This is a genomic window from Halomonas sp. SIMBA_159 (assembly GCF_046536035.1).
Lineage (GTDB): Bacteria > Pseudomonadota > Gammaproteobacteria > Pseudomonadales > Halomonadaceae > Vreelandella > Vreelandella venusta_A.
In genome coordinates, this window is sequence record NZ_JAWJBT010000011.1 from 67,982 (window position 1) to 86,167 (window position 18,186).

Annotated in this window: 16 protein-coding genes; 4 read left to right on the forward strand and 12 right to left on the reverse strand. The window is 58.5% G+C overall.

Annotated elements, in window-relative coordinates; genetic code table 11:
* Window positions 1-9: 9 nt before the first annotated feature.
* Window positions 10-525, reverse strand: coding sequence for a 3-hydroxyacyl-[acyl-carrier-protein] dehydratase FabA (gene fabA, locus R0J87_RS08770; RefSeq protein WP_498885627.1), 516 nt, complete (start codon window positions 523-525; stop codon window positions 10-12).
* A 273-nt stretch (window positions 526-798) separates the two neighbouring features.
* On the opposite strand from fabA, the gene R0J87_RS08775 reads away from it, so the two are divergent.
* Window positions 799-2,637, forward strand: a complete 1,839-nt coding sequence (locus tag R0J87_RS08775) for a putative bifunctional diguanylate cyclase/phosphodiesterase (protein ID WP_498885628.1) — start codon at window positions 799-801, stop codon at window positions 2,635-2,637.
* On the opposite strand, the gene R0J87_RS08780 is transcribed toward R0J87_RS08775, so the two are convergent.
* The 9 genes from R0J87_RS08780 to R0J87_RS08820 form a co-directional block, all read right to left on the reverse strand.
* Entirely contained in the window at window positions 2,634-3,152 is a 519-nt protein-coding gene (locus R0J87_RS08780) for a DUF2878 family protein (RefSeq protein ID WP_498885630.1), read from the reverse strand. The two genes, R0J87_RS08775 and R0J87_RS08780, sit on opposite strands and share 4 nt — an antisense overlap.
* Before the next feature lies 1 nt (window position 3,153).
* On the reverse strand, window positions 3,154-4,422 hold the full coding sequence (locus R0J87_RS08785) for a class I SAM-dependent methyltransferase (RefSeq protein ID WP_404344496.1): 1,269 nt from the start codon (window positions 4,420-4,422) through the stop codon (window positions 3,154-3,156).
* Window positions 4,419-5,183 (reverse strand): DUF1365 domain-containing protein, encoded by a 765-nt coding sequence (locus tag R0J87_RS08790; RefSeq protein WP_498885632.1) that lies wholly within the window; start codon window positions 5,181-5,183, stop codon window positions 4,419-4,421. The genes R0J87_RS08785 and R0J87_RS08790 overlap by 4 nt, the downstream gene beginning before the upstream one ends.
* Window positions 5,180-6,529, reverse strand: a complete 1,350-nt coding sequence (locus R0J87_RS08795) for an NAD(P)/FAD-dependent oxidoreductase (protein WP_498885634.1) — start codon at window positions 6,527-6,529, stop codon at window positions 5,180-5,182. Before R0J87_RS08795 ends, R0J87_RS08790 begins: the two co-directional genes overlap by 4 nt.
* Window positions 6,526-7,311: an SDR family NAD(P)-dependent oxidoreductase gene (locus tag R0J87_RS08800; RefSeq protein ID WP_498885636.1), complete on the reverse strand. Its 786-nt coding sequence runs from the start codon at window positions 7,309-7,311 to the stop codon at window positions 6,526-6,528. Before R0J87_RS08800 ends, R0J87_RS08795 begins: the two co-directional genes overlap by 4 nt.
* 65 nt (window positions 7,312-7,376) lie before the next feature.
* Entirely contained in the window at window positions 7,377-7,808 is a 432-nt protein-coding gene (locus R0J87_RS08805) for a nuclear transport factor 2 family protein (RefSeq protein ID WP_404344500.1), read from the reverse strand.
* Between the two features lie 96 nt (window positions 7,809-7,904).
* On the reverse strand, window positions 7,905-9,317 hold the full coding sequence (phrB, locus tag R0J87_RS08810; protein ID WP_498885638.1) for a deoxyribodipyrimidine photo-lyase: 1,413 nt from the start codon (window positions 9,315-9,317) through the stop codon (window positions 7,905-7,907).
* Between the two features lie 34 nt (window positions 9,318-9,351).
* Window positions 9,352-10,272 carry a MerR family transcriptional regulator gene (locus R0J87_RS08815; protein ID WP_404344502.1) on the reverse strand — a complete coding sequence of 307 codons (921 nt, stop codon included), beginning with the start codon at window positions 10,270-10,272 and terminating at the stop codon, window positions 9,352-9,354.
* A 236-nt stretch (window positions 10,273-10,508) separates the two neighbouring features.
* Window positions 10,509-11,573, reverse strand: coding sequence for an NAD(P)/FAD-dependent oxidoreductase (locus R0J87_RS08820; protein ID WP_498885640.1), 1,065 nt, complete (start codon window positions 11,571-11,573; stop codon window positions 10,509-10,511).
* Window positions 11,574-11,758: 185 nt separating this feature from the next.
* Between R0J87_RS08820 and R0J87_RS08825 the strand changes: the two genes are divergently transcribed.
* Entirely contained in the window at window positions 11,759-12,661 is a 903-nt protein-coding gene (locus R0J87_RS08825; RefSeq protein ID WP_498885642.1) for a TIGR01777 family oxidoreductase, read from the forward strand.
* Window positions 12,662-12,685: 24 nt separating this feature from the next.
* On the opposite strand, the gene rapA is transcribed toward R0J87_RS08825, so the two are convergent.
* Window positions 12,686-15,631: an RNA polymerase-associated protein RapA gene (rapA, locus tag R0J87_RS08830; protein ID WP_498885644.1), complete on the reverse strand. Its 2,946-nt coding sequence runs from the start codon at window positions 15,629-15,631 to the stop codon at window positions 12,686-12,688.
* A 115-nt stretch (window positions 15,632-15,746) separates the two neighbouring features.
* Complete coding sequence (locus R0J87_RS08835) at window positions 15,747-16,550, reverse strand: TlpA family protein disulfide reductase (RefSeq protein WP_498885646.1); 804 nt, start codon at window positions 16,548-16,550, stop codon at window positions 15,747-15,749.
* A gap of 66 nt (window positions 16,551-16,616) precedes the next feature.
* On the opposite strand from R0J87_RS08835, the gene R0J87_RS08840 reads away from it, so the two are divergent.
* The gene (locus tag R0J87_RS08840; RefSeq protein ID WP_498885648.1) at window positions 16,617-16,865 is read left to right on the forward strand and encodes a hypothetical protein; all 249 of its coding nucleotides are present in this window, start codon (window positions 16,617-16,619) and stop codon (window positions 16,863-16,865) included.
* 97 nt (window positions 16,866-16,962) lie between these two features.
* Entirely contained in the window at window positions 16,963-18,171 is a 1,209-nt protein-coding gene (locus tag R0J87_RS08845) for an ABC transporter substrate-binding protein (protein ID WP_498885649.1), read from the forward strand.
* The last annotated feature ends 15 nt before the right edge of the window (window positions 18,172-18,186 follow it).

An 18,186-nucleotide genomic window follows, 5' to 3' on the forward strand; every position in this document is an offset into this window, starting at 1 on the left:
AGCCTCCTATTAGAAATTCGCAGTGGAGGTGAATAGGCCAACGCGCAGGTCATTAGCCTGATAGATGTCGCGTCCGTCGACGGAAACCGTACCGTCGGCAATGCCCAGGATAAGCCGACGCGTGATAATGCGTTTCACATTAATGCGATACGTCACTTTCTTCGCGTCTGGCAGAATTTGGCCGCTAAACTTCACTTCGCCGCAGCCTAGCGCACGGCCACGGCCAGGATGACCAAGCCAGCCTAGATAGAAGCCAACCAGCTGCCACATGGCGTCTAAGCCCAGACAGCCAGGCATCACCGGGTCACCGGGGAAGTGGCAATCAAAGAACCAGAGGTCAGGCGTAATATCCAGCTCGGCGATCAGTTCGCCCTTGCCATGCTCACCGCCTTCTTCATGAATGTGCATGATGCGGTCAAGCATGAGCATGTTAGGAGCTGGCAACTGAGCGTTACCGGGGCCGAATAGCTCGCCGCGTGAGCAGGCCAGCAGTTCTTCGCGATCAAAGGAATGTTGCTTGGTCACTGAGTCGTTCCGAGTATCAAGATGGTTGTTGCGCCTAGTCTACTTCCCGAAACCTCTGAATGCACGCCGCAGGCGTTTTATCGTCGTTTTCTAACGCTGTTTAGGACATGGCTGATGATAAAAATGACACTCTTGTGGCCTTCGCCGTGGCGAATTCGCACAATAAACGACCTATTGACGTAATATGCTCTATCCAAGTTTTTGGTTAGGCGGCATGATGTCGCCATCGATTATTTTTTGTTAGTGACTGCTGATAGGACAACAAGAACCGCCATGTGGCTGCCTGTTTCTCTTAATCGTCCGCTGGTGTGGATGGCGCTGTTGGCGTTGCCCGCGTGTGTGTGGATTCCTGATGCTGCTCTGCGCACGCTAGCAGCGAGTCTTGTCGCTTGTGGCCTGTGGGACGCCTGGAACCAGGTGCGACAGCAGCGCCTGCGGTTGCGTCTTGCTCAGGACGCTATAGGCCTGGCGGGAGATGCCATGGTGATTAGCGATGTGCACAACCGGGTGCTGACCGTTAATCCGGCGTTTACCGACATTACCGGCTATGAAAGCCAGGAGATGATTGGCCGTAAACTTGAAACCCTCGCGGCTCAGCGTCATGACAAAGCGTTTTATCAGAGCTTTTGGAGCACACTAAAAGCGACAGGCCGGTGGGAAGGGGAAATGTGGAACCGCCGTAAACACGGCGATGAGTACCCCGAGTGGCTCAAAGTACGTGCGGTGACGGATAAGCGCGGCAAGATTACCCACTTTATTAGTCTGTTCACCGATATTTCTGCCCAGAAAGCCCGCGAGCGTGATTTACGCCGCATTGGCTATGAAGACCCGCTCACTGGCCTGCCTAATCGTCGCCGTCTGCATGACTTAATGTCCTCTCGCCTACGCCACCTGCGGGCCGGAGAGAGCCTTGATATGGCGCTGATTGATATCGATGGCCTGAAGTCAGTCAACGATAGTCTCGGCGTTGAGCAGGGCGACCGCCTGCTGGCGCGTTTTGCCCAGCGGCTGACCAGCTATATGGCGGGCAGCGTGGTAGGGCGTCTTGGCGGCGATGAGTTTTTAGTGATTCGTACCACCACATTTGATGATCATGATAAATGGATCGTGACGCTGCGCGATCATATGTGCAGCCCTTTTGAGATCAATGAGCATTCGCTGCGCTTAGGGCTGACCATCGGCAGCTGTCGCGCGCCAGAAGACGGTCGAGACTCTGGCGTGCTGTTCCAGCGTTTAGAGTCAGCCCTTTACAGCGCAAAGCGCCTGGGCCGTAACCACAGCCAGCGCTTTCGCCCGGCGCTGGATAAGCAGGACAACCCACAGTTGGCGCTGGTCAGCGATCTGCGTGCTGCGCTGATTTCCGGTGACCAGCTTGAACTGCACTATCAAACCCAGCACCACCCCGGTAGCGGTGAACTGATGGGGATGGAAGCGCTGCTGCGCTGGCGTCATCCTCTGGATGGCATGATTTCACCGGGAGACTTTATTCCCTTGGCTGAGCGTCACGGCTTGATGTCTGAGCTGGGTAGCTGGGTGATTGAGAAGGCCTGCGCCCAGCAGGCGCACTGGCAAAATAGTGGCATGCCCAAAGTTACCGTATGGATCAATATTTCAGCGCTACAGCTCTTCCAAGGCGATTTGGAAACTCAGTTGGCTACCTGCTTGGAGCGCTACAGGCTGAAACCGTCGCAAATTGGCCTGGAGCTGACCGAATCGGTGCTGTTGGATGAGCGTGCGGGCGATATGGGGCCGCGCCTGCAGGCACTGCGTGAGCTTGGCTATGCCATTGCCATTGATGACTTTGGCACCGGCTACTCATCGCTGGGTTATTTGAAACGCTTGCCGGTAGACAAGATAAAGCTGGACCGAGCCTTTATCCGCGAACTGCCCAATGACCCAGCGGACGCTGCGATTGTGACAGCCGTCTTGGCCATGGCAGAAGGCATGGGGTTAGAAGTGGTGGCGGAAGGCGTTGAGACACAAGAACAGTGCCAGTTTCTAGTGAAAGCGGGCTGTACGGTGGTGCAGGGATTCTATTTTGCTAGGCCGTTGCCTGCTGCCGAACTCGAGCAGCGTTGGGCTCCAGCGGCCTTAGCCGAGGGTGCCAGTTAAGCAGCCGTCACGATGCGCTGGGCATAGCGGCTAATGCCCAGGCAGAGCACTGCCCAAATCACTGCCTGCACCGGCAGCAGCCATGGCGCTAGGCTAACATTAGCCAGCGCCGCCCCCCCTAGGTAAGAGAGCGGCCCGCTAACGGCCCCGCAGGCCGCCGCGACCAGCGGATAGCGCCACAGCCAAACGAGTGAATGAAACACCAGAGTGGCAAATAGCGGCCACAGCATCCACAGCCACAGCGGTAGCAGGCCTGCGACAAGCGTTTGCTCGCCAAAATCAAAACCACCCGCCAAGTGTAGCCCACCATCCAGTGCCAGCCCTAACAGGGCAAATAGCGCAATAAAGCGCCACTCGCCTGGCTTGGCCCAGTGCCAGAAGTGCCAGCCAAGCAGCACTGCTCCCGTAACCGCTGCGACCCACGATCCACCCAGGACGCACAGCATCCAGCCCGCCTCAAAGCGCAGCGCGTTAAAGAGGATTGCGCGCACCGGCATTGGGGATGGCTGGGTCATTTTATAAGGCTCCTGTGAGCGGTACCGGTTTTGCGGCAGGCTTTGCTAAGAGCAGGTGGCAGGTGCCGATAGAGCGCTCAATAAAGCCGCCCTCGCAGTAACACAGGTAGTAACGCCACATGCGAATAAAGCGCTCATCGTAGCCTTGGCTGCGTACTTGGTCGAGGCTGGCTTCAAAGCGATGACGCCACTCCCGCAACGTGCGCGCATAGTGCTGGCCAATTTCATCAAGAGCGACCACGTTCAGCGACGTTTTACGCATCACGCTCGACAGCATGGCGTGGTGAGAGGGTAAAAAACCGCCAGGAAAAATGTAGCGTTTGATAAAGTCCATGTCCCGCTTGGCCTCTTCAAATCGCTGGTCGCGGATCGTGATCGCCTGCAGCATCGCTTGGCCATCGTCGGTCAGCAGGCTGTCGACTTTCTCCAAGTATGTATTGAGATACTGATGGCCCACGGCTTCAATCATCTCCACTGAGATGAGGCGATCAAAGCGCCCGGTCAATTCTCGGTAGTCTTGTTTTAGCAGCGTGATTTTGTCCTCAAGCCCCTCTTCCTTGATGCGCTTCGCCGTATGGGCGTGCTGCTCTTCAGAAATCGTCGTGGTAGTGACTCGGCAGCCTCGCGTTTTGGCCGCGTGAATCGCAAGGCCTCCCCAGCCTGTGCCAATTTCTAGCAGGTGGTGTTCAGGCCGGACATCCAGCTTCTCCAGCATGATATCGAGTTTGTACGTAGACGCCTCTTCTAAGCTGGCCTCCGGGTAAGGGAACACGGCGCTGGAGTACATCCAGTGGCGCTGATCTAGAAACGTCGCAAACAGGTCATTGCCGATGTCGTAGTGCGCGGCAATATTGCGCTTGGAGCCGGACAGGCTGTTGCGCTGGAAGCGATAGGCAAGCCCGAGCAGCCAGCGGGTGAAGCGTGCGCTGCCGTTCTCCATCTGGCCATTCACATGATCCAGGTTGGCGGCAAACAGGCGCACCAGTGCCACCAAGTCATCGGCATCCCAGTCGCCATCCATGTAAGACTCTGCCGCGCCCACTGTGCCGCCAAAGGCGAGCCGTTTCCAGGCGCGGGAGTGGCGAATCACTACGGTGACCTGAAGTGGCCCTTCTTGGCCCAGGTGGTGGCACTGATTGCCTTCTATCAGCGTGATACGACCGCCACGAAAGGCGTCAAGCTGGGCCAGCAATCGCGGCTTTAGCCATCGGGTAAAGCGATCTTGGCGGGCAGGCTGGCTGTTAGGCGGTGTGGTACGCAGGGTGGTCACTTTGAAGTCTCCTTGCGTTTAGGGTGGTTATAAACGGGGATGCGCTTAAGCCACAGGCGAAGCGCTTCAAAATGGATTCCCGCGACCGTTTTAAGGCTCATCCAAGGGTGCTTGGCGAGGGTAGCTAGCAGAACACCGCGAGTGGCAGGTGCTGCTTCAAGGGTGAGCGTGGCATCAAAATGACGCTGCTCATGCTGCCAGTTTTCCATATGTAGATAGAGCTGTTCGCCGGGGGCATTAAACTTCCAGCGGTAGCTCATCTCCATGGGATTGAAGGGCGAAACGTGCATAGCTTTGGCAAAATTTGCCTGATGTGCATGGCGGTCGGTGTCGACACGGCAGGCGTAACAGGTGCGCTCGCGCCAGGGCATATTAGTGACCTCGCCGAGTACAGCTGCCAAGCGGCCATGCTCATCGTAGGCGTAATAAACGGTGATCGGATTAAACATCATGCCGAGGGTGCGTAGCTGGGTCAGCATGCAGATTCGACCGGTGGGCGCGTTACCCAGCTGGCGGGTCAGCTCTTCGCGTACGGCGGTGCGCAGGGGCCGGTCGGTGGGCGCGAGGTAGTCTTCCCGGCGAAAGCGAGCCAGAGCAGGGCCTCGGGCGCTAAACCCGGGTACGCCATCAAATAGCGTCGGCAGCTCGTCAAGGTCGAGCCATGCCATCCACATTTGATAGCTAAACGCATGTGATTTTGGCGTAAAGCGGCGGTGGCGGAGCGTGCCGCGATAGATGCGCGAACGCGGCGCGGCAATCATCCCAGCCCCTCCCCCACGCTGTTGGGCATCAGTTCATGCGCAGGCAGTGCGCTAGGCGTGGTAGGTGGCTTTGCCGCTTCATCGCAGCCGAGCGCCTGCGCCACGCGCAGCGCGCTCCAAACGCCGTCTTCATGGAAGCCGTTGCGCCAATAGGCACCGCAGAAGTGGGTGCGCCGGGCCACTGACGAGATTTCATCGTGGCGCATTTGGGCGGCTTGGCCCGCTAGGGTGAACTGCGGGTGCGCGTAGGTATAGCGCCCCAGTACCTTGTTGGGGTCAATAGTGTCAGTGTCATTCAGCGTGACGCAGAAAGTGGTATCCGCCTCTAGGCACTGCAAGATATTCATGTTGTAAGTCACCGAGACGCGCTCATCAGCACCTCGCCCGTCCAAGCGGTAGTTCCAGCTCGCCCAGGCGCGCTGACGGCGGGGTAGCAGCGCGGTGTCGGTATGCAGCACCACCTCGTTATCCTGGTAGGGCATTGCCGATAGAATATCGCGCTCCGCAGATGTCGCATCGCCTAACATGGCCAACGCTTGGTCGGCGTGGCATGCCAACACCACCTGATCAAAACGCTCGCTGCCTTGGGCGGTGGTAATGATCACGCCAGTATCGCTACGGGTAATCTTCGTCACGGGCGTGTTCAGGCGAATGCGCGCAGCATAAGGAGCGGTCAGCGCAGGAATATAGCGCTTTGAACCGCCTATCAAGGTGTACCACTGGGGGCGGTGATTCACCGACAGTAACCCATGGTTGCGGAAAAAACGCACGAAGAACGTCAACGGAAAGGCACGTAAGTCGCCGATGCTGGCTGACCAAATGGCTGCCCCCATAGGCAGTAAGTAGCGGCGCTGAAACGCTTCACCGTAGCCATTGCGGTCTAGATACTCGCCTAGGGTCATCTCCTCAGGCAGGCGTTTACTCTCAAGGTCGGCGGTGGCCTGCTTGTTAAAGCGCAAAATGTCGCTGAGCAGGCGATAAAAAGAGGGGTTGAGCAGGTTGCGGCGCTGGGCAAACAGCGAGGCGAGCGTATGACCATTGTACTCAAAATCCACATCCGTCTCGTGAACCGAAAAGCTCATTTCAGTGGCTTGGCTGGGCACGCCAAGCGTGGCCAGCAGGCGCTGAAAGTGAGGATAAGTCCAATCATTAAAGACGATAAACCCGGTGTCGATGGCGTAAGAAGTACCGTTGACCTCCACATCCATCGTGGCGGTGTGGCCGCCTAATCGGCCATCAGCTTCAAACAGCGTGACCTCATGCTGTGAGGAGAGGTACCACCCGGCCGCCATGCCGCTGATGCCGCTGCCGATAATCGCAATGCGCTGTGACGCTGTGCCGCTCATGAGTGCTCCTTAGTTTGCCGCGTCATGCGCAGGCCAATCCACCGCCGCAGGGCAGGGGGTAAAATCCCCAAACATTTGACGATATACGTGAAGCGTCGGGGAAAGTGAATATCTAAACGCCCTTTTGCAAGCCCGGCAACAATCGCTTTGGCCGCGTCATCGGCCGTCACCTGCATGGGCATAGGGAAGTCGTTGCGATCTGTGAGCGGCGTTTTTACAAAGCCAGGATGGATCAAGCTCACGTCGATGCCCTCTTGGTGAAGGTCAAGACGCAGCGATTCTAAAAAGTAGCTCACTGCTGCTTTCGACGCGCCGTAGGCCTCGGCACGGGGAAGCGGCAGATACGCGGATGCACTCGACGTGGCGGCGAGTCGTGCCGGTTTGCCCTCTTTGCGGGCTTCACGCAGCAGCGGAAGGGCGGCTTCAACGCCGTAGAGCGTGCCAAATAGATTGGGTGTAAAGACACGCTCGACCAACGCCATGTCGAAGTGCTGGGCATCTAAATATTCACAGGTGCCTGCGTTAAAGAGGGCAATATCCAGCGCGCCTAGCCATTGGGCGATCTGCTCTCCAGCGGCCAGTACCGCTTGGCGGTCACTGACATCTAGCGGCAGTGGGAAGGCGTTCGCATGGCCTTCACACAGCGCGTTAAGCGCCTCTTCGTTACGAGCGCTGAGCACCACCTGATGGCCCTCGGCAATCAACTGCTTGGCAAGCGCCTCCCCAATACCGGAGGTGGCACCGGTTAACCAGATGCGTTGAGGTGTTTTCCATGTGCTCATCTTGCTCTCCTATAGCGGCCTGTTAGCACGCAACCTGCGTGCGTATAAACGAGGTCACACACCTGTCAGCTAAGGCGTTGCTTTAACCAGCGTATGACGCGACCCATGACAGGGAGGTGTTCATATAGCATCGCCCCAGCATCGAAGTAGTCGCGGTGGTGCGATACTCTTCCTTCATTATCAAACGTTAACGCGCTGCAGCCCTCCACGCGGATGGGTTGTCCGCGGGCTAGACGTGGATGAATGAACTCCATCGTCCAGGTGACAAAGGCTTGATTCGCTTGCTGTTGCTGCGTGTGATAGGTGAACTGGCAGCGCTCAACGTTCTCGTACATCGTGGCGAAATAGCGCTCAAGCGCCTCGCGACCTTCAATGTGATGTAGCGGATCGTTGAAAACAACTGTTTCAGTATATACCTCGTATAGTTTTTCTGTACAGGTGTTGTCTAGTTTGTTGAAGAAGGCGCAAAAGTTGGCCAAGGCTTGATCGTTGGTCATCACAGATTCCTTGCCTAAAAGCGTTGCGTGTTGGGAGAGAGGGTAGTGAGAAGCATAGCGGCGTGCTGCCGCTATGGGGAGGAGCTGAAGGTGACGTTACTGGGTAAGCGCTTTAAAGGCATCCAGAGCCCGCTGGCGCGCCGCTTTGTGGTCAACGATAGGTGCCGGGTAGTCGGTAGGGTTCAGCATATCCTGGGGCGGTGCATGGCGCGCCTTGGCGGGCAGCGACGCTAGCTCGGGCAGCCACTTGGCAATGAACTCGCCGTCCTTGTCGAAGCGCGTGGATTGGGTGGTAGGGTTGAAGATACGAAAGTAAGGAGCCGCATCAGTACCCGTCGAGGCCGCCCACTGCCAGCCGCCGTTATTGGCGCAAAACTCGCCATCGACTAAATGGCGCATAAAAAATGCTTCGCCGCGCCGCCAGTCGATCAGCAGGTGCTTGCTGAGAAACATGGCCGTCACCATCCGCAGGCGATTGTGCATCCAGCCGGTTGTCACGAGCTGGCGCATGGCGGCATCCACGATAGGGTAGCCGGTGCGGCCCTCGCACCAGGCGGCGAACCCTTCATCGTCATCGCGCCATTGGAGCTTTCTGGTGTGTTCTTGAAACGGTTGATAGCGACATACCTGGGGAAAGCCGACCGCGACGTGCTGATAAAACTCGCGCCAGATGATTTCGTTTACCCAGGTGGTAAGGCCTGCATCGCCATCGGCAAGGTGCCCATCGTTTTCGCTCATGACCGCTTGAAGGCACTGGCGGTGGGAAATAACGCCCAGCGCTAAGTAGGGCGAAAGCTCGCTCGTGCCGCGCACCTTAGGAAAGTCACGCTGATCTTTATAGTGACGACCGCGAAAGCGTAAAAAACGCTCAAGGTTATCGCTGGCAGCATTTTCACCCGCAGGCCAGAGACGCCCATCCAGCGGCTCATCATCTAGCGTTGGCAGTGCTGGTAATGGATCACTGTCAATGGCTAGCGGTGACTGCACGCTGGGCGTGTCGCGCAGGGCTAACTGCTCGGCGGTAACTTGTTTGTGCCACGCTTTTGAAAACGGGGTGAAGACGCCGTAGTAGTCGCCTTTGCCTGTCAGCAAGGTACCGGGAGCAAACGCCACCGCGTCGTGATGGCCTTGGGCGGTAATACCGGCCTGCTGAAATGCTTCTAGAACCGCTTGGTCGCGGCGCAGTTCGTTGAGCGGATACTCGTAGTTAAAGTGGAGCTGCGACACTTTATGTTCGCGGGCAATTTCCAAGAGCGCCTTAGGAGCATCTGCAAACTGCTCGATATCACGGTGCAGCAGCGGAATGTTCAGCCCGTTGAGCGAAGTCTTGATCGCGCTGACATTGCGCGCCCAAAAATCGAGCTTATTGGCGCCGTGGCCATGGTCACGCCACTGCTCAACGCTGCGTAAAAAAACCGCCACTACCGGCCCTTTGGCGGCAGCGGCGGCAAGTGCGGAATTGTCATGGATACGCAGGTCGCTGCGTAACCAAACAAGCTGCAGATTCATGCAAAGTCCTTAGATTGGCCGCCCTGGCGTACGCTTAAAGAATGCCTGATTCACGCAGTAACGGGCGCAGCCGAGCAATGGCTTGGGGCAGGTCGTCGCCGAGCATGTGAACGGAACCATCGCGCAGTTCGTTTTCTCGCAGGCGCGCGACTTCACCGCATATGCCGATCGGCACGCCCAACGCTTGTGCTGCTTTGGGCAGTGCGACGCGAATATAGTTGTCGCTTTCCCGCTGGCCGCTTGAGAGCAGCACCATCGACGAGTGCAGGCGGGACACCGCTTGCGGGAGGTCGTCGAGTGACAGCGAGTGGTCGAAGAGCTGCACGCGATAGCCCTGTTCGCTGGCCATGAGTGCACACATCAACACCCACAGCGGGCCGGGGTCGTCGGGCATTGCGCTTAGCAAAATCAGCGGGCCACGGGTCGCTTGGTTAGCGTAGTGCAGGCGAATACCTACCTGGCTACGTAAAAAAGCTTCAAACGTACGACGTACCAGATCATCTGGCTGCGCGGCCCATTTAGCTTCTAGGGTAAGAATGACCGGCTGCCAAAGTTCGTTAATCGCCACGCTCAGCGGGTAGAGCGCTAAGCTTTGATGATAGAGCGCTTCTAGCTTTGGCAGATCAACGGCTTCAATGACCGCTTGCAGCTGCTGGCGCTGGCTGGCCCAGTCGCCGGCATTGGGGGCCGGTGTCTCTACCGTTTCGGGCTGGTCGAGCAGGTCGGCTACTTGGCTAACCGGTACGCCTCGATTGAGCCACTGCAAGATGCGCTCAATGCGACTAATGTCGTCCTGAGCATAAAGCCGGTGGCCTTTGGGGGTACGCTGTGGGCGAATTAACCCGTAGCGTCGCTCCCAGGCGCGCAGGGTGACCGAGTTCACACCCGTTAAACGGGAAACTTCCCGGATCGGATAGAGCGGGGTATCGGGTGGGTGGGTCGCCTTGTTGCTCATGGGCGCCATTGCCTCTTGGTTGCCTGCAGCCAACGCTGCAGGGGTCTGTCAATAATTGCGATGGCCGTGTTGTCGCGCCAGCTCGGCGCAAGGCCACTTAGTCGTATAGCGATTCGTTGAATAGCACCTAATCGGTTAGATAGGGTCACGCTATTATAGGCACCTTTGTACAACTTGTGGCTACTGGGTACAACCTTTGCTGTGTCCATGTAGGTGCACCTTGGCCTTGGTTGGTATTAGACCGACCGGCCTAATAACGCCTCTGCTAACTCATCCCCAGAGAGCCAAGCATCCTCGATTCGGCTGCCGCGAAAGCTGTCACCGCACAGCGATAAGCCGCGCTCGCTGTATAAGAAAGACTGACTGCCCGCGGAGGCGGGTTGGGCGTAGCGCCAACGATGGGCGCCCAGCTCAAGCAAAGCGGGCAGCTCGGTATGGCTGGGCAGCAAAGCGGTGAACGCGTCTAACAGCTGTTGAGCCGCTGCGTCAGGCGCTTCTTCAATATGAGCATCGCTCCAGTCAAGCTGGGCCAGTAGGCTTAGGCTCTCAGGCTGAGCTTCCCGGCCTGGCTTGGTGTGATTGCGTGATACTAAACGCAGCGCAGGGTGCTGGGCATGCAAGCTTTGCCAAGCGTCATCAACATTAGGTAGTGCGGGTAGCGTTGACTCAAATATGGCCCACGCTGCCCAGCAGCCTCGCTGAGGCTGCGCTTCACATGCCGCCGCGAGCACAGGCTCCCAGTCAGCCAGCAGCGCCTTGGCCTGTGGCGGTGGTGCGCTAATCACCACGTGATCAAAGGGCCCGTGTTGTACGCCGTGCGCATCCATTAATTGCCAGCCTAACCCGGTTTCCTCAAACGACGCTATTGGGGTCTCTAGAGTGAGAGAGGCGTCAGGAAAGGCACTTAGGGAGTCGGCTAAATGGCGAGTAATGGCGCTCATTCGCGGCACTCCGCAGTAGCGCACCTGACCGTCATGGTGTGTTTGCCAGCCGGATGCACTAGCCTGATAGCTGTGCACCGGCCACTTAGCCACGCAGCCAGCGTCTTGCCACTCGGCGACTTTACGGATAAAGCGAGTGTCGCGGGCGGTAAAGGCTTGAGCGCCTAAATCAAGCGTCGCAGAGGGCCGCTGCTTGCTGGACATACGACCGCCAGGGCCACGAGCTTTATCGAATAGCTGAACGTGAACACCGTGTTGTGCCAGCCGGTGGGCGCAGGCAAGGCCCGATAGCCCTGCGCCAATAATAGCGACGCGTGACGCAGTAGTGAGGGTCGACATCGGGTTTGCCAGTGCAGCCATAAGTCCTCGCGGGGGCATATTACGTTGAACTAAATTTATTGTAGCAGTTGTGTATAGATATCGTACAATTTAAAAATATGCAACGATCCCCGGTGTGCACGTTAAGCGACGGGCATTCACACCGTGCTGGAACAGCATGAGATCAATCAGTGCTCAGGCACTCACTAGGCCAAAGGAGTGACACTATGCGGGTATTAATCACTGGCGGCAGCGGCTTCGTTGGCCAGCGACTTTGCCAACAGCTAATTGCACAAGGGCACGAGGTGCAGGTGGTATCCCGAACGCCGCACCAAGTGCGGGGGAAGCTGCCTAAAGGGTGTGACATTCGCGATAGCGCCCAAGCCTTTGTAGATACACCGCCGGATGCGCTGGTGAACTTGGCCGGTGAGTCCATCGCCGCAAAACGCTGGAGCGATCACCAGAAAGAAACGCTGATTCGCTCCCGTGTCACTAGCACGCAGCAGCTGATTGCACTTTGTGAGCAGCTAGAGGCAAATGGTCAGCCGCTACCCAGCGTGATGGTGAGCGGGTCTGCGATGGGCTATTACGGTGACCAGGGCAGCAAGGTGGTGGATGAATCCACGTCTCCTCATGACGAGTTCGCCCATCGGCTTTGCGCGCAGTGGGAAGCCGCGGCAAAGCCCGTAGAAGCCATGGGCGTCAGGCTAGCGATTGTGCGGATTGGCTTAGTGCTAGAGGCGGGCGGCGGTACGCTGCAGAAAATGCTGCCACCGTTCAAGCTGGGGTTAGGCGGACGGTTTGGCGATGGCACACAGTTTATGCCTTGGGTGCATCGTGATGACTTAGTAGCTGCGATCATCTTTTTGATCAATGAGCCGACGCTTTCAGGCGCCTTTAACGGCAGCGCGCCGCACCCGGTGACCAACGCTGAATTTACTAAAACGCTGGCCAAGCAGCTGCACCGCCCTGCGATTTTCCCAGTACCGGCTTTCGTGCTGAAAGCGGGATTTGGCGAGATGTCGCAACTGCTGTTAACCGGTGCAGATATGCGTCCGGCGCGCCTTCGCGAGGCAGGATTCGACTTTCAGTACCCAACGTTGGACAAAGCGCTGGCGGCGATTTTATAGCGCCGCCAGCGGCGTTTTGCTTCGTTAGGCATTCGGGTCGACGGTAATCACCACGCGCACGGAGTCAAGCCGCAGGCGGGTGTTCTCGATAGCACTGCTAAGCGCTTGACGCTCTTGTTTAAGCGCTTCTAGCTCTTCGCTGCGTACTGCTGGGTTGTGCTCTGCTAGCGCCGTCAGGCGGGCAAGCTCGGCGTCTAACTGGGCGCGCATACGCGTTTCGGCGGTTTCGACAATGCTGGGCAGTTCACGCTCAGCTTCACCCTCGCCTTGAATCAGCAGCTCGCGCAGCTGGTCATGGCGGCTTTTGATCAGGTCGCGTGCCAGCGATTTATTGACCTTTTGCAGGTTTTTACCCAAACCGGTGAAGGAGATTTTGCTGGTCAGGTTGGCACCCGACTCATCCAGCAGCACGCGTACCGCCGTGGGCGGTAAAAAGCGATTCAGGTGCAGCGATTTAGGGGCCGGGCAGTGGGTGCGGAACACCAATTCAGCCATTAAGCGGCCGCTGGGAATGGCGGGATGGCGCAGCAGCGCTAAAGCGGTGTTGCCCATGGTGCCGTCTAAAATACGCCCCATCATCTCCCGCAGCAGCGGGTGTTCCCAGGAGAGTCGCTGAACGTCGTCTCGCGCCAGCGCTTGGGCGCGGCTGTAGGTGGCTGAAAAGCCCTCTTCGCCTTTTACCAAGCCCGGCAGGCCGTCGAGCATATGCTGGCTGGGCTGAAGGTACAGCAGGCCCTTGCCAATCTCTTGGCTATCGACCCCAAAGATATCCAGCGCGCGTTCCACGTAGCGGGGCAGTGCTGGGTCTTCGTCTAGCTCGCGAACTGCCTCAATCACCTGCTGCGCCCGCGCTGGGCGGCAAGCATTAAGCTCCAGCAGACGGTTGCGGCCTGCATCCCGCTCGGACAGCTTGGCGGTGAACATCTCGCGCGTCTCTTCGATAATCTCGTCGAGCGCTTCGTCGTCGAGCAGCGCATCGGCCAGGGCATCGCCAAAGGCATCAAACAGGTCGCTGCCGATGCCGTGGGGGGCGCTGAAAGCATCCATCCCCTCGTGGTACCAGCGCATCAGGCGCTCGCCCGGGCTGCCGGTAAAGCTAGGCACGTGCAGTTCAATAGCGTGGCGTTGACCAATGCGGTCTAGGCGTCCAATGCGCTGCTCTAGCTGGTCCGGATGCTGGGGCATATCGAACATCACCAGGTGGCGGCAAAACTGGAAGTTGCGCCCTTCAGAGCCGATCTCAGAGCACACCAGTACTTGGCAGCCCTCTTCTTCATCGGCAAACGCCGCTGCCGCACGGTCGCGCTCTATCAGCGACAGGCCTTCATGAAACACGGGCGCTTGATAGCCGCCCAGCACCCGCAGGCCTTCTGCTAGCCCTTCGGCGGTTTCGCGGTGGTGAGCAATCACCAGCACTTTGTCGTTGGCAAAACCGGATTCACTGTCGTCGCTGAGTTTTTCCAGCAGCCAGTTGACGCGTGGGTCGATATGCCACCAGGACTCGGTGTTCAGCGGGTCGTTGCTTAACTCGCGGTACATGGCATCCGGGTAGATCAGTACATCCGGGTGATCCATGCCGGTTTCGATCAGCAGCTCATCCAGGTAGTCCTCGTCACGCTCCAGGCGGCGCAGCACGCGGCGATAGGCGGAGGGTAGCTCAAGCTGTGCCAAATGCAGACGGCGCTCAGGGAAGCCGCCCACGTGGCGGCGACTGTTGCGGAACATCACGCGCCCTGTGCCGTGGCGGTCGAGCAGTGCATCGCGCAGCTGGGCGCGGGCGGCGTCTTGCTGTTCGCTGCTGGCTTCGGCGTTGCACAGCGTGGCGAGCAGCGCTTGGCTATCGCGGTCGTCGGCCACTGTGGCAACGCGCTCGCGGGCGCTAGCGGTTTGGGGGAGTTCATCCAGGGCATCGATGGCGCTGGCCACCGCCACGTAGTGCTGCTCTTCGTCTTTGAAGCGCTCGATATCGTGGTAGCGCTCGGCGTCTAGCAGGCGCAGGCGCGCAAAGTGGCTCTCCAGCCCCATCTGTTCCGGCGTGGCGGTGAGCAGCAGCAAGCCCGGGATCTCAGCGGCCAGCTGTTCCACGCACTGGTAGCCGGGGCCGCTGCTTTCTGGGCTCCAGTCCAGGTGATGCGCTTCATCGACAATCAGCAGGTCAAAGCGGCTGGCCAGGGCTTGGTCTTGGCGGTGAATATTGGCGAACAGCCAGCCTTGGCTAGCCAGCACAAGCTGTGCGCTTTCAAACGGATTAGCGCTGCCGTGGGCTTGGCTCTGGTGTTCATCCAGCAGGGTGACGTTCAGCGAGAAGCGGCGTAAAAGCTCCACCAGCCACTGGTGGGTCAGGCTATCGGGCACCAGAATCAGCGCACGCTCTACACGGCCTGCCAGCAGCAGGCGGTGGAGGATCAAGCCCGCCTCAATGGTTTTGCCCAGGCCCACTTCGTCGGCCAATAGAACGCGTGGCGCATGGCGTCCGGCGACTTCATCGGCGATATACAGCTGGTGGGGAATGAGATCAATACGCGGTCCGGCAAAGCCTAACGCGCTGTGCTGCTCAATGCGCTGGAAGTGGTGCAGGGTGCGAAAGCGCAGATCAAACCAGTCGTTGCGGTCGACTTGGCCGGTGAGCAGGCGGTCACGGGCCTGGTCAAACTGCATGGTATCGGCCAGCTTGGCTTCGGGTAGTTCACGCAGGCTGCCTTCGCTATCTTCACCGATGTAGGTGATCAGGCCACGGCTCTCTTTGCTGTCATTGACGATCATCTGCCAGCCGTCGGCAGACAGGACGCGGTCGCCGCTGCCGAACATGACGCGGGTGAGCGGCGCTTGGCGGGTGTTATAGGTGCGGGTTTCCTGGCTGGCACTGAACAAAATGGTAACGCTACGGGCGTCGCAGTTAAGCACGGTGCCGAGCCCAAGCTCAGCTTCGCCGTCACTAATCCAGCGCTGGCCGGGAGAAAAATCGCTCATGATGCCTCGAGGAAGTCGTCGAAATCGGGTGGTACGCCGCCGGGGCAGGTCACCGGCGGCCAACAGGGCGGGGGATTCTAACGCAAAGCAGCGGGGGTATTAAGGTCTATCGTGGTCAATCGTTTAACCAGCGCTCTAACTGTGCGCGGGTGAGTTCGCCGACGTGTACGTCCAACGTCTTCCCGTGTTGATCAAACAGCACCGTGGTGGGCAGACCTGGTGCTTGGAACTGAGCCATCAGGGTTTGCTGTGGATCGCGCAGCGGGTAGCGAAAAGCGAGCGACTGCTCATCTAAATAGCGAGCAATAGGCAGTAAATCTTCGCCCTGGTTGACCACGACCACGCTGACGCCTTCACGCTGATCGGCCTCTTCCAATAACGGCATTTCGCGTAGACAGGGTGGGCACCAGGTGGCCCATAAATTGACGATAATCAGGTCGCCCTGGTTCGCTAGTGAGGTAAGTTGAACGTCATTACCGTCTAGGTCTTCAAGGGTGACGTCGGGCAGTGACGCCACAGGAAACGGCTGCCCTAGCGGTGCCAGCGTGATCATCACTAACCAGAGGCTAGCGGCGCCCATCGTCATCGCCAGCCCGCCCATCATGGCCAGCAGCCGCCCACGCAGCCTCCAGGCGGTCCACATGAGGCCTGCCAAAAGCCCGCCAAGGGGGTTGTAACCGGGTTGCCACAGTTTGATAGCGTCTATGGGCGTCGCGCTATAACTCTCCCAGTTAAGGGCCACAAACGCCACGCGTGCCCCCAGTAGCCACACCACCAGCAAGCCATTAAACCAGCGGCCATGCTGCTTAGCGGGCAGCCCAAGCAGGTAGCGACTGCCCAATAGCAGCAGCAATGCACAGCCAAAGGCATAGAGGCGGGGCGTGGAAATCAGCAGTGGGCCGAGGGCGATGGCATTCATAGTCGTTCCGATAAGCAGGTACACTGGGCCACCATATCATGCACGCTTCACATGACGGAGATGTCGATGCCGCAATCCTCTTTTGACACGCTGCGGGCGCTGGCCATTGGCTCCCAGGCGCTGGGCCTTGCGCTGATTATTACCTTAGAGACCGTGCTGGGGGATGGGGCACGCCCCTGGCAGGGCGTTGTGTTAGCCGCCATGGTGGCGGCCGCGCTGGCGATTGCGCTGGTGCGCATGTACCGCAATAAGCGCCGCCAGAAGCAGCAGGCCGAGCGCTTGGATGCACCGGATGCGAAAAACACCGAGCGTTAGAAAGCGTTGCTTGTGTTTTTGGCGTTACGGTTCCAGATTAAGGGTAGCCCTGCGCTGGACAGTCGGGGCACTTAACATACTGGGAGCGACAAACAATATGATTAATAAGCGCGCATTAGCCATTGCCGTAGCGGCCTCATCACTTGCCTTAAACGGGATGGCCCAGGCGGAGGTCAAAGTTGGCTTCTTGGGCGGCTTTACTGGGGGCATTGAGAGTTTGACGCCGCCGATCTTTGCAGGTGCTCAGCTGGCGGTGAAGCAAGTCAACGAGCAGGGCGGCATTTTAGACGGGCAAACCCTGGAAATGCCTTCGGGGGATACCACCTGTTCCGACGCATCGGCCGCCTCTAACGCCGCCGACCGTATGGTGAACTCTGAAAACGTGACCGCTATCGTCGGCGCGCTGTGTACCGGTGCCACAATTGCCGCTGCTAACAATGCCGCGATTCCTGGCGGTGTGCTGATGGTCTCCCCGGCGTCGACCGCACCTGCGGTATCGGAGCTGGACGACAATGACCTAGTGTTCCGCACCGTGCCTTCCGATGCTTTCCAGGGTGAAATGCTCGCTAAGCTGCTGCTGGATAAAGGCATCGACTATGTCGCGGTCACCTTTGTGAACAACGACTACGGCCGTGGCCTGTCCGATGCCTTCAGCACGGCGTTTACCGCGGGGGGCGGTGAAGTGGCAGAAAACCTAGCCCACGAAGATAACCGTGCCGACTACCGTTCTGAGCTAGGCTCGCTCTCTGCCAGCGGTGCCGATACGTTAGTGGTGCTGGCTTACGCAGACACCTCGGGTCAAACCGTGCTGCGCCAAGCCTATGAGAGCGGTATGTTTACCCAGTACGTGGGTGCTGACGGTATGGTGGGCGACAGCCTCGTCGAAGCGATTGGTGCTGACATTCTAGACGGCATGATTGCCACTCGCCCCGGTAGCCCAGAGCTTCCCGGCACCGAGCTATTCAATAACGCCGCCACGGAAGCAGACATTGACCCTAGCGCTGTGTTTGCCGCTCAGGCGTACGATGCGGCCTTCCTGGTAGCATTAGCCATTGAGCAGAACGGTAGCGCCGACCGCGAAGGGCTTTCAGAAGCGCTGCGCAGTGTCTCCAGCGCGCCGGGTGAAGTGATCCTGCCGGGCGAATGGGAGAAAGCCGTTGAGCTGATCGCCGCAGGTACCGACATTAACTACGAAGGTGCCTCCGGTTCTCACGAGTTTGATGACAACGGTGACGTCCCCGGCGTGGTGGTTGAGATGGTCGTCGAGAACGGCAGCTTTACCGGTAAAGGTCAGGTAGATCTGTAAGCACCTGCCATTTCT